At 62.9% G+C, this 14,131-nt stretch carries 11 protein-coding genes; 3 read left to right on the top strand and 8 right to left on the bottom strand.

The genetic code is table 11. The annotated features are described in order from the left end of the window. Window positions 1-993: 993 nt before the first annotated feature. From urtD to BLT65_RS21180, 8 genes are all read right to left on the bottom strand, one after another. A complete protein-coding gene (gene urtD / locus BLT65_RS21215) occupies window positions 994-1,857 on the bottom strand; it encodes an urea ABC transporter ATP-binding protein UrtD (RefSeq protein ID WP_091780551.1) in 864 nt (287 codons plus the stop codon). Continuing rightward, window positions 1,857-3,044: an urea ABC transporter permease subunit UrtC gene (gene urtC / locus BLT65_RS21210; RefSeq protein ID WP_091780549.1), complete on the bottom strand. Its 1,188-nt coding sequence runs from the start codon at window positions 3,042-3,044 to the stop codon at window positions 1,857-1,859. The genes urtD and urtC overlap by 1 nt, the downstream gene beginning before the upstream one ends. 1 nt (window position 3,045) lies before the next feature. Beyond that, on the bottom strand, window positions 3,046-4,728 hold the full coding sequence (gene urtB / locus BLT65_RS21205) for an urea ABC transporter permease subunit UrtB (protein WP_091780547.1): 1,683 nt from the start codon (window positions 4,726-4,728) through the stop codon (window positions 3,046-3,048). Between the two features lie 178 nt (window positions 4,729-4,906). Next, the gene (urtA, locus tag BLT65_RS21200) at window positions 4,907-6,208 is read right to left on the bottom strand and encodes an urea ABC transporter substrate-binding protein (protein WP_042316231.1); all 1,302 of its coding nucleotides are present in this window, start codon (window positions 6,206-6,208) and stop codon (window positions 4,907-4,909) included. A 600-nt stretch (window positions 6,209-6,808) separates the two neighbouring features. Then, a complete protein-coding gene (locus BLT65_RS21195; RefSeq protein WP_091780543.1) occupies window positions 6,809-8,254 on the bottom strand; it encodes a DUF3443 family protein in 1,446 nt (481 codons plus the stop codon). Beyond that, window positions 8,251-8,700 carry a DUF2844 domain-containing protein gene (locus BLT65_RS21190; protein WP_091780540.1) on the bottom strand — a complete coding sequence of 150 codons (450 nt, stop codon included), beginning with the start codon at window positions 8,698-8,700 and terminating at the stop codon, window positions 8,251-8,253. The genes BLT65_RS21195 and BLT65_RS21190 overlap by 4 nt, the downstream gene beginning before the upstream one ends. A 209-nt stretch (window positions 8,701-8,909) precedes the next feature. Continuing rightward, window positions 8,910-9,233, bottom strand: coding sequence for a rhodanese-like domain-containing protein (locus BLT65_RS21185; protein WP_036003302.1), 324 nt, complete (start codon window positions 9,231-9,233; stop codon window positions 8,910-8,912). Window positions 9,234-9,252: 19 nt separating this feature from the next. Next, window positions 9,253-9,906, bottom strand: a complete 654-nt coding sequence (locus tag BLT65_RS21180; protein WP_091780689.1) for a protein-L-isoaspartate O-methyltransferase family protein — start codon at window positions 9,904-9,906, stop codon at window positions 9,253-9,255. Between the two features lie 341 nt (window positions 9,907-10,247). Between BLT65_RS21180 and BLT65_RS21175 the strand changes: the two genes are divergently transcribed. From BLT65_RS21175 to BLT65_RS21165, 3 genes are read left to right on the top strand one after another with little or no spacing between them, the layout of a single operon-like run. Then, entirely contained in the window at window positions 10,248-11,267 is a 1,020-nt protein-coding gene (locus tag BLT65_RS21175; RefSeq protein WP_233446509.1) for a LacI family DNA-binding transcriptional regulator, read from the top strand. 13 nt (window positions 11,268-11,280) lie between these two features. Next, window positions 11,281-12,768, top strand: coding sequence for a sugar ABC transporter ATP-binding protein (locus BLT65_RS21170; RefSeq protein ID WP_042316223.1), 1,488 nt, complete (start codon window positions 11,281-11,283; stop codon window positions 12,766-12,768). Continuing rightward, window positions 12,749-13,762: an ABC transporter permease gene (locus tag BLT65_RS21165; RefSeq protein WP_091780533.1), complete on the top strand. Its 1,014-nt coding sequence runs from the start codon at window positions 12,749-12,751 to the stop codon at window positions 13,760-13,762. The genes BLT65_RS21170 and BLT65_RS21165 overlap by 20 nt, the downstream gene beginning before the upstream one ends. Window positions 13,763-14,131: the final 369 nt, after the last annotated feature.

Raw genomic sequence — 14,131 nt, 5'->3', positions numbered from 1 at the left:
CTTTTCTGCTCTTTGGCGAGCGGCAGGTTCTGTGTGCTGGCTTTTGCGGTTTGGCTTTTGCTCTGGCCTTTTCGCGGGCATTCGCGCTATGCCTTCGCGCTTCATGCGTTGCCTCTGTACGTTTGCCTTTGCGCTGGCATCCGCGCATTGCCTTCGTGCTTCAAGCGTCGCCCCTGTGCGGGGCGGCACCTACTTTTCTTTGCCGCCGCAAAGAAAAGTAGGCAAAAGAAAGCGGCTAACACCGCCAGGCTCTGTTTGCCTGAGGGCCCCCAACCGGTCTTACGCTTCACACGGCAATCACGTGACCCATGTTCGTTGCCAACGCATTGCCTGAGGGCCCCCAAAGGGTCTTACGCTTCACACGGCAACGTCTCTGTTGGCGCGTGTTGCCAACTCTTCGAATAAACGCCTCACCCCTGCCTGAGGGCCCCCAACCGGTCCCTCACTTCACACGGCAACCTTCCTGTTCGCGTTCGTTGCCAACGCTCTTGCGCTGCGCCTCACCCGCTTCGCGCTCCCGCGTTTCAGCATGCCGTGCCAGATAGTCCACCGCCGCCCAGGTGGCAAACTGTGTGTAGGCCGTAGTACAGCACGCACCTCACTCCAGACCGATAGCGCACACATGCCACGCCGTAAGAGCGCTACCCTATACGCCGCGACAACCTACACACAGTTTGCCACCTGGGCGGCACATACCATTCGCTGCCACTAACACGTGTACGGGTGTGTGAAGTGGGTGAGGCGTTCATTCACAGCGTTGGCAACTAACATGAGTCACGTGATTGCCGTGTGAAGCGTAAGAACCTTTGGGGGCCCTCAGGCAAACACAAGAACTGGCGGTGTTAGCCGCTTTCTTTTGCCTACTTTTCTTTGCGGCGGCAAAGAAAAGTAGGTGCCCCCCCACAGGGGCGACGCCTGAAGCGGGCTAACAAATCGCGGATGCCAGCGAAATCACACAGTCAACCACCCAAAGCGTCGCAGACAAAACAAAAACTAACGTCCCAAATAACTCTCAACCACAGCCGCATCACGCTTAACGTCATCAAGCGTCCCTTGCGCCAGCACGCGGCCTTCGGCCATCACAGTAACCTTACCGGTCTCACCGGCCAGCGCAGCCACAAATTCCATATCATGCTCAACAACCATCATGGAACAAGTCCCACGCAAGTGATTAAGAAGAGCAGCCAACTCCATAGTCTCATCATCAGTCATGCCAGCCGCAGGCTCATCAAGCAACAACAGTGCAGGCTGCTGCATCAACAACATTCCAATCTCGAGCCGCTGCTTCTGCCCATGAGAAAGCTCCCCCGCAGGCCGCAGCGCCTCGCCTTCGAGACGAATCAACGACAACGTCTCCTCGATCCGAGCCTGAGCCGCGCGATCCAGCTTCGCGCGTAAAGACGCAAACCAACCCTTATCGGTCTTCATGGCGAGTTCGAGGTTCTCCCACACAGGATGCTGCTCGAACACAGTCGGTTTCTGAAACTTGCGCCCAATCCCGGCACGCGCAATCGAAGGCTCATTCATCCGCGTGAGATCGATCGTCTGCCCGAGAAACACCTTGCCCGAATCGGGCGAAGTCTTCCCGGTAATGACATCCATCATCGTCGTCTTGCCGGCGCCATTCGGCCCAATAATGCATCGCAACTCACCCACATCGATCGACAGCGACAACGCGTTCAACGCGCGAAACCCATCGAACGAAACGGTCACGTCTTCCAGATAAAGAATCGCACCGTGTGATACGTCGACCTCACCAGGCGTGACCACGCGTCCCATCGACGCCACGCCAGAAAGCGCGCGACCATCGTGTTCTTCGGGAAGAGAAAGATCAGGAACCATCGGGTTTTCGTTCATCAGCGGTTCCTCTTGCGTGTCACGAGCTCGAATAGCCCCATGATCCCGTTCGGCAATAGCAGCGGCACCAGCACGAAGATCAACCCGAGAAAGAACAGCCAATACTCCGCAAAATAAGCCGTGAAAAAGCTCTTGGCGCCATTCACCGCGAACGCGCCGATAATCGGCCCGATCAGCGTGCCGCGTCCGCCAACCGCCACCCAGATCGCCATTTCAATCGAGTTGCCCGGCGACATCTCGCCCGGATTGATGATGCCGACCTGCGGCACATACAACGCCCCCGCAATCCCGCACAACACGGCCGACACCGTCCACACGAATAGCTTGTACGCAAGCGGGCTATAACCGAGGAACATCAACCGCGTCTCGCCGTCGCGCACAGCCGTCACGACGCGCCCGAGCTTCGACGTCACGATCGCGCGCGCGCCGATGAACGCGAGCACGAGCACCGCGAACGTCAGTAGAAAGAGCGCGGTCCGCGTGCCGGCATGCGTGATCGGATAGCCCGCGATCCGCTTGAAATCCGTGAAGCCGTTGTTGCCGCCAAAGCCCGTCTCGTTGCGATAGAACAGCAGCATCGCGGCAAACGTCATCGCCTGCGTGATGATCGACAGATACACGCCCTTGACGCGCGAGCGGAACGTGAAGAAGCCGAACACCCACGCGATCACGGCAGGAACCAGCACGACCAGCAACAGCGCGTACGCGAGATGCTGCGTGCCTTCCCAGTACCACGGCAACTGATGCCAGTCGAGAAACACCATGAAGTCGGGCAGGTCGCTGCCGTACTTGCCGTCATGGCCGATCGCGCGCATCAGGTACATGCCGATCGCGTAGCCGCCGAGCGCGAAGAACAAGCCGTGCCCGAGGCTCAGGATGCCGCAGTAACCCCAGACGAGATCGAGTGCGAGCGCGGAGATCGCGTAGCACATCAGCTTGCCCGTGAGCGTCATCGCATACGCGGACAAATGGAATGCGCTCGTTTCCGGCAGGACCAGCGCCGTGAATGGCACACCAAGTCCGATCGCGATGATCAACGCAATCAGAAATTGCCACGCGCGCCGCGACAGCAGGGCAGGGCGCGGCGGCAAGCCGAGCGCGAAGCCTTCGAGGCGTTCGCGTTCGCTCGCCTGCGCGTCGCTGCGTGCATCGACGGAAGTGGTTGCGGAAGAAGTCGCGGATGTCATGTCATGCCTCCGCGCTGCGGCCCTTCAGGGCGAACATGCCCTGCGGCCGCTTCTGGATGAATAGAACGATCAGCACCAGCACCGCAATCTTTGCCAGCACGGCGCCCCAGAAAGGCTCGACTGCCTTGCTGACCAGCCCGAGTCCGAAGCCGCCGATCACCGTGCCCGCCAGCTGGCCGACGCCGCCCAGCACGACGGCCATGAACGAATCGATGATGTAGCTCTGCCCGAGGTCCGGCCCGACATTGCCGATCTGCGACAGCGCGCAGCCGCCAAGGCCTGCAATGCCCGCGCCGAACGCGAACGCATACGAATCGACATACGCGGTCTTCACGCCGACGCACGCGGCCATCCGGCGGTTCTGCGTGACGGCGCGCACGAACAGGCCGAGCCGTGTCTTCGTCAGCACGGCCCACGCAATCCCGACGACGATCAGTGAGAACGCAAGAATCGCGAGCCGGTTGTACGGCAGGATCAGGTTCGGCAGCACCGTGACGCCGCCGCTCATCCACGAAGGGTTCACCACCTGCACGTTTTGCGCGCCGAACAGCATGCGCGTCGCCTGGATCAGGATCAGGCTCACGCCGAAGGTGGTCAGCAGCGTTTCGAGCGGACGTCCGTACAGATGCTTCAGCACGAGCCGTTCGAGCACGATGCCGACCAGCGCCGCCACCGCGAAGGAAGCGGGCACGGCGATCAGCGGATACCAGTCGAACGCGCCCGGCATGTAGCGTTGCACGAGGTTCTGTACGACATACGTTGCGTACGCGCCGATCATCAGAAACTCGCCGTGCGCCATGTTGATCACGCCGATCAGGCCGTACGTGATTGCAAGGCCGAGCGCGGCGAGCAGCAGCACGCTGCCGAGCGACAGCCCCGCGAACAGCGTGCCCGCGATCTCGCTGCGGCGCTGGATCGAATCGAGCGCGTCGATGCCCGTCTGCGCCGCCTCGCGCACCTGAGGGCTGCTTTCGGCGAACGTGCCGTCGGGCTTCTTCGCGACGAGCGGGCGCAGCAGTTCGTACATGTCGAGATCGTGCCGCGCGGCGACGAGCTTCACCGCTTCGAGACGCTTCGCGGCATCGGTGTCGTGCAGCGCCGTCATCGCCCAGAGCGTGTCGAGGCGCTTCTTCAGCGTCGGGTCGGTTTCCTTTGCGCGGGCTGCGTCGATCTGCGGTTTCATCGACGGATCGGGGCTTTGCAGCAGCGCGGTGATCGCGGCGGCGCGCTTCGCCGGGTCGGTCGAATCGAGTTGCAGGCCCGACAGCGCGCCCGCGACTTTCGAGCGCAGCAGGTTGTTCAGCGTGACCGGCTGCGCGTCGCCGGCGGCGACGGTCTTGCCCGTGACGGCATCGCGCGCGGTGTCGTTGTCCTGGATCAGCACGTTGCCGTTATCGGTGGCGAGCGCGCTGTCTTCGGACAGCGCCTTCAGCAGCGCGAGCGACGGCGCATCGTGATTCGCGATCAGCTTGTCGATGGCGGCCGACTTCGCGTCGAAGTCGTCGCCAGCGAGCGGCGCGACTTCTTCGGCCGTCAATGCGTGGGCGCTCGCGGGCGCGAGCACGGCGAGCGCCGCGCCCAGCGCGCACGATGCAGCGGCAATACGCACGCGTGCGCGCATCCCGCGCAGCGTGTCAGCGCAGCGGGCCTTGAGCGAAGCGAGCGTGGAAAATGAGTACGCCATAGTGGTCTTGAGTGAGAAGCCTGCAGGCAGGCGCGCGATGCCCTCGCACAAGAAACGGCAAGGGCATCGCGCGCTTGCGTGGGCGCGCCGGATGTGTCGCGCGAAGCGAAACATCGGCGCGCTGCGCAAGCCGGTGCGTCCAGCTGATGCGACACACCGGCACGTTGCTCATGCCACGTTATGCGACGCGCGACCGGCGGCGCAGGAACTCCGGAATCGAGCTGACGACATCCGGCTTGCCCTGGTTGCCCGCGATATACGGGCTCCACGGCTGCGCGCGAATCGCCGTCTTCGTCTTCCACACGACGTTGAACTGGCCGTCCGCACGCACTTCGCCGATCATCACCGGCTTGTGCAGATGGTGGTTGCCGTCCATTTCGAGCGTGAAACCCGACGGCGCCGCGAACTTCTGGCCGATCATCGCGACGCGCACCTTGTCGACGTCCGTGCTCTTCGCTTTTTCGACAGCCTGCTTCCACATGTGAATGCCGACATAGGTCGCTTCCATCGGGTCGTTGGTCACGCGCTTCGTGCCGCCCGGCAGGTTCTGCGACTTGACCCACTCGGCCCATTGCTCCTTGAACTTCGTGTTGCCCGGTCCCTTCACCGACATGAAGTAGTTCCATGCCGCGAGGTTGCCGACCAGCGGCTTCGTGTCGATGCCGCGCAGTTCTTCTTCACCGACCGAGAACGCGACGACGGGCACGTCGGTGGCCTTCAGCCCCTGGTTGCCGAGTTCCTTGTAGAACGGCACGTTCGAGTCGCCGTTGACGGTGGAGATCACACACGTCTTGCCACCCTGCGAGAAGGTCTTGATGCTGGCGACGATAGTCTGATAGTCGCTATGGCCGAACGGCGTGTAGACCTCCTGGATATCGGTTTCCTGGACGCCCTTGGATTTGAGGAACGCCCGCAGGATCTTGTTCGTCGTACGCGGATACACATAGTCGGTTCCGAGCAGGAAGAAGCGCTTGGCACCGCCGCCTTCCGCGCTCATCAGGTATTCGGTGGCGGGGATCGCCTGCTGGTTGGGCGCGGCACCCGTGTAGAACACGTTGCGCGACATCTCTTCGCCTTCGTACTGCACCGGGTAGAAGAGCAGGCCGTTCAGTTCCTCGAACACGGGCAGCACCGACTTGCGCGACACCGACGTCCAGCACCCGAACACGCAGGCGACCTTGTCCTGCGTCAGCAACTGGCGGGCTTTCTCGGCGAACAGCGGCCAGTTCGAAGCGGGATCGACGACCACGGGCTCGAGCTTGCGGCCCATCACGCCGCCGCTTGCGTTGATCTCGGCGATCGTCATCAGCGCCGTGTCTTTGAGCGACGTCTCCGAGATCGCCATCGTGCCCGACAGGGAGTGCAGGATGCCGACCTTGATCGGGCCGCTGCCCGACTGGGCATGCGCGAAAGGAACCTTGCTCGCGAGCGCGAGCGCGCCCGACATGGAGCCGAGCTTCAGCAGACTGCGACGTTTCATGTGCTTCCCCTTGCCATAGATGGGTGGTGAGTGGCGGACGAACGGCGTGCGTCCAATCCTTGTTTGCGTTATGTGTGCAGGCTCTTGCCGACCGGATACTGCAAGGCATATGCCAACTGCGCGGGAGCCGCGTCAATAGACGCTTCGCTTGCTGCAATGCGGCTCGCTGGCGGTGCGGCATCGTGTGGCGTTATGCGCTTTGGGCGCGAAAGCGGTGCACCACAAGGGCGTGCGCCTCGTTCAGGTGCGCGCCGCGCTGCAACGGAGCGTGGGCCGCAATTCCTCAGAGTCGTGGGCGCGACGCCGGTGCATCGCCGCTGCGCTGTTGTGCACGGACGTGCGGCTGGCTATGTTGAAAAGACAGTTGAGTGGGGCTGGTCGGCGGGGTGAAGTTGGAGCCGCGCGATGGCGCGCTATGCGGGCGATATGCTGGCGTTCTCGCCGCCGCTCATCATCGGCGGGGCGCAGATCGATGCGCTGTTCCGCTCGGCGGCCGCAGGAAGCTGATTGAGCGTGGCCCGCGTAATGGAAAACGGCGGACAGGTTTGTGACCTGTTCGCCGTTTTTGTTAGCGCTGCTTCTGGCAGAGCCAGTGGTCGTTTAGAAAGCCACGTAAGGCCCCTTTTGCGGACCGGCTTGCATGCCGCTCAACGCCGTGTAGACGTCGCGGCCGTAGAAGAACGGCAGGCCCCACAGGAACATGCTGCTCATCGGAGCGCCAAGGTTGTCGTGCGCAGCATAACCCAGGTTGAACAGCGTCGACGCATTGGCGATCGAGAACGGAATCGTCGATTGCACGTCGCCCGTACCCGAGAAGGCCGTCGCGCTCAGCCTCTGTGCGGTCGTGGGGGCGAACCACTGGTCCACAACGGGCAGCGACGCATCCGGGAAGAACAGGCCGTTCGAGCCGCTATCGATGTAACTCTCTATCGCGCGTGCCTTGTAGCTCGTCGTGAACATGCCGCGGTCGTTTACCGTCAGGAAAACCGGCTTCGCCGGCAATGCGTTGTTGTCACGCGTGCCGATGCCAAATACCAGTTCGCCCGTGACGCTTGCCTGGCCCATCGGCGGCAGCGCGGGCAGGCGGATTATCGTGCCGTTGTTGTCGGTGGCGAAAGCGGTGACGGGGTTGGCAGTCTGCTTGTCGAGCGGCACGCTCGCAGCCGTGCAGGACCAGGGCGTCGGGCAGTAGTAGTAATTCGCGATCTGCGGAGCCTGTGCGGCATCGGGGTAGTCGTGCGCCAGGTGCCCAATGCCGACGATCCCGTTCGCCCCCAGATCGGCGACGGTGTTCATGCCTCGGCCACGCGACGCGCAGTCGTTAGGTACCCATGCCGCGTACGCGCCGTCGCCGATCAAATGGATCGGAATACCGCTCGCCGTCTTTTTGCCGATCGTGACATCGGCGCTTCGCGTAGAGCCCCACGTATAGCCCGACGCGAACAGCGCGCACTGCGCGATTGCCGCCTTGTTCGTGGTGTCGTTGCCGGCGCCCGTCTGTGACGGCAGCTTGCTGGAGAACGCCTGACCCAGCGCGGACGCGATGACGCGCACGCCGACCGAACCTGTATCGAGCAGCATGTGATCGACGGTCGCGCATTGCGACGCGCCTTGCTTGCCCGGCACGCAGAACGTCACGCTGACGTAGGGCATGTTCACGACTCTTCCGACCGTATCGTCGAAGTTGACGCTGATCGGCACCGTGTTGTCCGCGACGGGGGTGGGCGGCGGCGTGTCGTTGTTGCCGGGTGTGCCCGTCTCGCTGGCCGGCGTGACGGCGGCAGGCGTGCTCGCCGCCGATGGCGTACTGGCTGGCTCAGTCACGCTCGCAGGTTGCGCCGCGCTGGCGCCGGAAGGCGCGCTGGCATTCGCTGGTGCGCTGGCGGGCGTCCCTGCCGGCTTGACAGGTGCGATATTGGTCACGGGCTGGCCGGAGCCGTTGTCGTCGCCGCCTCCGCCGCCGCAAGCGGTCAGCGCGACGCTGGCCGCGAGCAGCACGACGCGAAGCGGGCTACTGGAAGCGCAATGCGAAAAGAGCTTCTTCATTGCAGATCCTCCACCTTCACCGTGGCTGGCACGAGCCGCGGCACGTAGGCGCGGCCCGCGAAGGCGCCTTGATGTCCGACCGATTCGATCTGCAGTTCTCCGTCGCGCGCGATCAGGGGACCCGTGCCACGCGCGCGGCTTTGTCCTGCATTGACGAAGTTGGGGAAGTAGCTGCCGAGCAGCGCCCGCATGTCAGGCCGCGTGGGCCCTTGCCACGTGACCGCGAAGACGACGTTCGCAGGCGAAGCATATTCGCGGACCGTGACACCATCGGCGGTTTTTGATTCGTGAACGGTATAGGACGGCGAAGACGTTGCGCCGGCAGCGGCGGCGCGCAGCGCGGGCTGCGGCGTATGCGCATCCACCGACGGCGCTGCCCCCAGTGTTGCGTGGCAGACGACGGGCGATAGCAATGCCAACGCCGCCGCGATCCTGATTGATTTCATAGCGTCATGCCCTTGAAAGGAAACACGCTATGCTGTTCGATAGATAATCAGGATGGCGTAGTAATGCTCCTAATCCGCGTCTGAGATTTCTGAATCTATGAAGGAAACATCTGACGCGGTACGCCCGCAGGGCAAAACCGAGCGCACAAACAAAAACGCGCCGGTGAATCACCGGCGCGTCGGATACAGCAACGTGAAGCGAAAGACGCTCAATAAGTCGGCACGGAAGGATCGACCTGACGCGACCACGCGTCGATGCCGCCGTACAGGTTGAACACGTCCTTGTGGCCGCGCGATTCGAGGAACATCGCGACCTGCGCGCTACGCGCGCCGTGATGGCAGATGCAGACGATCTGCACGTCATCGTCGAGTTCTTCGCTGCGCGCGGGAATCTCGCGCATCGGAATCGACACGCTGCCGGCGATCTTCGCCGTTTCGATTTCCCACGGCTCGCGCACGTCGAGCAGCACGGGCGCCGGGCGGGATTGATCAGCAAGCCATTCGGCGAGGGCGGAAGCGGTCAGGTTTTGCATCGTCTGTCTCGCGTGGTACTTAGAACTTGAAGCGCGGCGCGTGCATGGCGTTCTGCAGCGGCTCGACGTAGGTTTCGAACACGTCGGCGATACGGAACTGCTTCTCGTCGACGCGCGTGATGATCTGCGCCTTCATGACGGGCGCGGTGCCGACGAACGCGGCAAGACGGCCGCCCACCTTCAGATGCTCGAGAATTTCCTGCGGCAGCACGGGCAGGCCGCCCGACACGCAGATCACGTCGTACGGGGCGGCTGCGCCCCAGCCGCGCGCGCCGTCGCCCGTCGCGACTTCGGCGTTCAGCACGCCGTTCGCCGCGAGGTTCGCCTTGGCCAGTTCGGCCAGTTCCGCCTCGATGTCGACCGTCAGCACATGCTGCGCGCGATGCGCGAGCAACGCGGCCATGTAACCCGAGCCTGCGCCGATCTCCAGCACGGTTTCATGCTTCTTCACCGCCAGTTCCTGCAGCACGCGCGCCTCGATGCGCGGCGCGAGCATGTGCTGGCCGGCAGGCAGCGGAATTTCGAAATCGACGAACGCCAGCACGCGATACGCGGCAGGCACGAAGTTCTCACGCTTGACGATCGACAGCAGATTCAGCACGTCCTGGTCGAGCACTTCCCACGGACGGATTTGCTGTTCAATCATGTTGAAACGCGCTTGTTCGATGTTCATGATCAATTCGGCGGTGTGGTTGAGACGCGGGCAGCGGGTGTATTGGGGGACCACTGCTTCCATTGGATGTTGCCTGGGCTGTTACTGCCGGGTGTCAGCGGTTAACTGCGAAATTGTACCAAACCACGCGCCGATGCCACCCTGTCACGGGCAGGTCCAACGCGGGCGGACGGATTCCTGGGCGCGCCGCGCCTCGGTGAAAGTCCCTACAAGATGACACTTGCGATTCGCGCCCGTCTCGACCAAAAATGTAATCGATTACATTCTGAGGGCGAGAACCGGTGGACAAACCGTCGCAACGTGACCCGCAAGCGCAGCCATCCGGCGCGGCCGAGCCCGATATGCGTGGCTCGGTACGCGCCGCATCGGAAGGGCTGTCGATTGCGGGCGTCGCCGAGCAGGCGGGTGTGTCCGTGGCGACGGTGTCGCGCGTGCTGAACGGGCATTCGAACGTGCGCCCCGCGACGCGCGACAAGGTGCTCGCCGCCGTCGCGACGAGCGGCTACCGCGTGAACGAACTGGCGCGCAATCTGCGCACGGCCGAAAGCCGCCTGCTGCTGACGATGGTCCCCGACGTCGGCAACCCGTTCTACGCGGAAGTCATTCGCGGCATCGATTCCGTGGCGCGCCAGCACGGCTATTTCATGCTGTTGTGCGACACGGGCGCCGATGCGGGCCGCGAGCGCAGCTATTTCGACCTGCTGCGCCGCCGCCGCGCGGACGGCGCGATCTGCCTCGATCCGGCCACCGTGCAACAGGCGCTTGCCGAGGAATCGAACGCACTGCCGTGGGTGGCGTGCTGCGAGTTCGATTCGTCTGTGGGCGTGCCGTACGTCGGCATCGACAACTACCGCGCGGCGGGCGACGCCGTGCGCCATCTGCTGGCGCGCGGCCACCGGCGCATCGCGCTGATCAATTCCGACGATCACTACCTGTACGCGCAACAGCGCCAGCAAGGCTATCTGGACGCATTGCGCGACGCTGGCATCGCGCCCGACGAACGCTGGCGCCAGAACGTGAACAGCCTCGACTACGAAGCGGGCGCCTCGGCGGCCGCGCTGTTGATGACGCACGCCGACGCGCCGACGGCCATCTTTGCCGTGTCGGACACGTTGGCGATTGGCGTGATCGCGGGCTTGCGCAGCGTCGGCAAGCGCGTGCCCGACGACGTCGCCGTCGCGGGCTTCGACGACATTTCGCTTGCCGCGCAGATCGATCCGCCCTTGACGACGATCGCGCAGCCGATGCGCGAACTCGGCGAGACGGCTGCGCGCCTGTTGCTGCAACGGCTGGCGAATCCGCGAGAGAACGTGCCGGGCGTGCTGCTGCCGCATCGGCTCGTGGTCAGAAAGAGCGCTTGAGAGGGAAGCCGCGATGAGCCTCGCCGTCCGATTCGACGATATCCGCAAAGACTTCGGTCCCGTGCGTGTGCTGCACGGCGTGAGCTTCGACCTGGCTCCGGGGCGCATCTACGGACTGCTCGGCGAAAACGGCGCGGGCAAGTCGACGCTGATGAAAATCCTCGCGGGCTACGAGACGGCCACGGAAGGCACGGTGCTGATCGACGGCCACGCGCAGCGCTTTGACGGCTCGCGCGACGCGGAAGCCGCGGGGATCGTGTTGATTCACCAGGAGTTCAATCTCGCCGAGCATCTGACGATTGCGCAGAACATGTATCTCGGCCACGAGAAGCGCAAAGGCCTGTTCGTCGACGACACGGCGATGCGTAGCGAAGCGAAGCGCTATCTGGAGCAGGTCGGCCTGCACAAGCATCCGGACACGAAGGTGCGCGAGCTGATCGTCGCGGAAAAGCAGATGGTGGAGATTGCGAAGGCGCTGTCGCGGCGCGCGCGGCTGCTCATCATGGACGAACCGACGGCGACGCTCACGCCGTCCGAGACCGAGCGCCTGTTCGCGCTGATGACGAAGCTCAAGGCCGATGGCGTGACCATCGTCTACATCTCGCACAAGCTCGACGAAGTCGAGCACATCACCGACGAAGTGATTGTGATGCGTGACGGCCGCTTCGTCGCGCGCAGCGAGACGGCGTTGCTCGCGCGTCAGCAGATGGCGAACCTGATGGTCGGGCGCGAACTGTCCGACATGTTCCCCGACAAGACGCAGCCGGCGGAGAACGCGCCGATCGCGCTACACGTGCAGCATCTCAGCGTACACGAGTGGGTTGACGATTTGAGCTTCGACGTGCGCGCGGGCGAAGTGTTCGGCTTTGCGGGGCTCGTCGGCGCGGGACGCACGGAAGCGTTCGAGGCGATCATCGGATTGCGCGAGCGCACCGCGGGCACGATCGAAATCGCCGGACGCAAGGCGGATCTGCACAGCCCGCGCGACGCGATGCGGCGCGGTCTCACGTATCTGAGCGAAGACCGCAAGGGCAAGGGGCTGCACGTGAACCTGAGCCTGCAGGACAACCTGACGCTGATGACGCTCGAACGCTATGCGAAGCCGCTGCTCGATCTGAAGGCGGGACGCGATGCGCTGACGAAAGCCGTACGCGAGTTCGGCATCCGGACGGGCGATCTGGGCAGCCGCGCGCGGATGCTGTCGGGCGGCAACCAGCAGAAGCTCGCGCTTGCCAAGTTTCTGCAGCCGAATCCGGATGTGATCGTGCTCGACGAGCCGACGCGTGGCGTCGATATTGGCGCGAAGCGCGACATCTACTTTCTGATCCACCGGCTTGCGTCCGAAGGGCGCGCCGTGGTCGTCATTTCATCCGAACTGATCGAGCTGATCGGGCTGTGCCATCGCGTGGCCGTGATGCGCGCGGGGCGGCTGCAGGCGACGCTTGGTCTCGACCATCTGACCGAAGAGGAGTTGATCGCACATGCGACCGGCACACACTGACACCGCGCCGGCAGGGCGCGCGATGCGGATTGCGCATCGATTGCATGGGCTTGGGCCGCTGGCGGGTCTGATCTTGCTGTGCATTGCGGGGACGCTGCTCAATCGCGATTTCGCGACTGTCGACAACATGATGAATGTGCTGACGCGCACGTCGTTCATCGGGATCATTGCTGTCGGCATGACGTTTGTGATTATTTCGGGTGGGATTGATCTTTCGGTTGGGTCGATGGCGGCGTTGATCGCGGGCAGCATGATCTGGTTGATGAATGCGCTTGCCGCTGCGCCGGGCGGGCATGCGTTTGCGCCGCTGACTATTGTTCTGATCGGGATTGGGAGTGCGTTTGTGCTTGGGGGCGCGTTTGGATGCGCGCATGGGTTGTTGATCACGAAAGGGCGGATCGAGCCGTTTATTGTCACGCTGGGGTCGCTGGGTATTTTTCGCGCGGTGTTGACGTGGCTTGCCGACGGCGGTGCCTTGACGCTCGATAACAATCTTTCTGATCTTTATGGGCCTGTTTATTACGCAAGTCTGTTTGGGGTGCCTGTGCCTATCTGGGTGTTTCTCGTCGTCGCGGCGGGCGGCGCGCTGATTCTTAATCGCACGGCGTTTGGGCGGCATGTGCAGGCGATCGGTTCGAATGAACAGGTTGCGCGGTATGCCGCGATTCGCGTTGATACCGTGAAGATTGTTACTTATGTGTTGCTTGGGGTTTGTGTTGGTGTGGCCACGGTTTTGTATGTGCCTAGACTCGGGTCTGCTACGCCGACTACTGGGCTTTTATGGGAGTTGGAGGCGATTGCCGCTGTTGTGGTTGGCGGGACCGCGCTAAAGGGCGGTGAAGGGCGGGTTGTGGGTACCGTGATCGGTGCGGTTCTGCTTTCAGTCATTGCCAATATTCTTAATCTGACTAGCATCATTAGCGTGTATCTGAATGCTGCTGTGCAGGGGATCGTGATTATTGTTGTCGCGTTTTTGCAGCGGGGGCGGAGGTGATTGCCGTGTTTTTGCCTTTGCGGCGGCAAGGTGGTTTGCTACTGCGTTCGCTGGCATCCGCGATTTGCTTATGCGCTGGCATCCGCGATTTGTTAGCGCGCTTCACGCGTCGCCCCTGTGCGGGGCGGCACCTACTTTTCTTTGCCGCCGCAAAGAAAAGTAGGCAAAAGAAAGCGGCTAACACCGCCAGTTCTTGTGTTTGCCTGAGGGCCCCCACAGGTTCTTACGCTTCACACGGCAATCACGTGACTCATGTTGGTTGCCAACGCTGTGAATGAACGCCTCACCCACTTCACACACCCGTACACGTGTTAGTGGCAGCGAATGGTATGTGCCGCCCAGGTGGCAAACTGTGTGTAGGTTGTCGCG

Origin of the sequence: Paraburkholderia steynii (assembly GCF_900100565.1) — a bacterium.
GTDB classification, from domain to species: domain Bacteria; phylum Pseudomonadota; class Gammaproteobacteria; order Burkholderiales; family Burkholderiaceae; genus Paraburkholderia; species Paraburkholderia terrae.
Note: the sequence above shows the minus strand (reverse complement) of the source record. Positions and strands in the feature narration are given on the sequence as shown.

Bases quoted from the DNA above. Each gene is read 5' to 3' on its own strand.
- urtD (WP_091780551.1), bottom strand. From the start codon at position 1,857: ATGAACGAAAACCCGATGGTTCCTGATCTTTCTCTTCCCGAAGAACAC.
- urtC (WP_091780549.1), bottom strand. From the start codon at position 3,044: ATGACATCCGCGACTTCTTCCGCAACCACTTCCGTCGATGCACGCAGC.
- urtB (WP_091780547.1), bottom strand. From the start codon at position 4,728: ATGGCGTACTCATTTTCCACGCTCGCTTCGCTCAAGGCCCGCTGCGCT.
- urtA (WP_042316231.1), bottom strand. From the start codon at position 6,208: ATGAAACGTCGCAGTCTGCTGAAGCTCGGCTCCATGTCGGGCGCGCTC.
- BLT65_RS21195 (WP_091780543.1), bottom strand. From the start codon at position 8,254: ATGAAGAAGCTCTTTTCGCATTGCGCTTCCAGTAGCCCGCTTCGCGTC.
- BLT65_RS21190 (WP_091780540.1), bottom strand. From the start codon at position 8,700: ATGAAATCAATCAGGATCGCGGCGGCGTTGGCATTGCTATCGCCCGTC.
- BLT65_RS21185 (WP_036003302.1), bottom strand. From the start codon at position 9,233: ATGCAAAACCTGACCGCTTCCGCCCTCGCCGAATGGCTTGCTGATCAA.
- BLT65_RS21180 (WP_091780689.1), bottom strand. From the start codon at position 9,906: ATGAACATCGAACAAGCGCGTTTCAACATGATTGAACAGCAAATCCGT.
- BLT65_RS21175 (WP_233446509.1), top strand. From the start codon at position 10,248: ATGCGTGGCTCGGTACGCGCCGCATCGGAAGGGCTGTCGATTGCGGGC.
- BLT65_RS21170 (WP_042316223.1), top strand. From the start codon at position 11,281: ATGAGCCTCGCCGTCCGATTCGACGATATCCGCAAAGACTTCGGTCCC.
- BLT65_RS21165 (WP_091780533.1), top strand. From the start codon at position 12,749: ATGCGACCGGCACACACTGACACCGCGCCGGCAGGGCGCGCGATGCGG.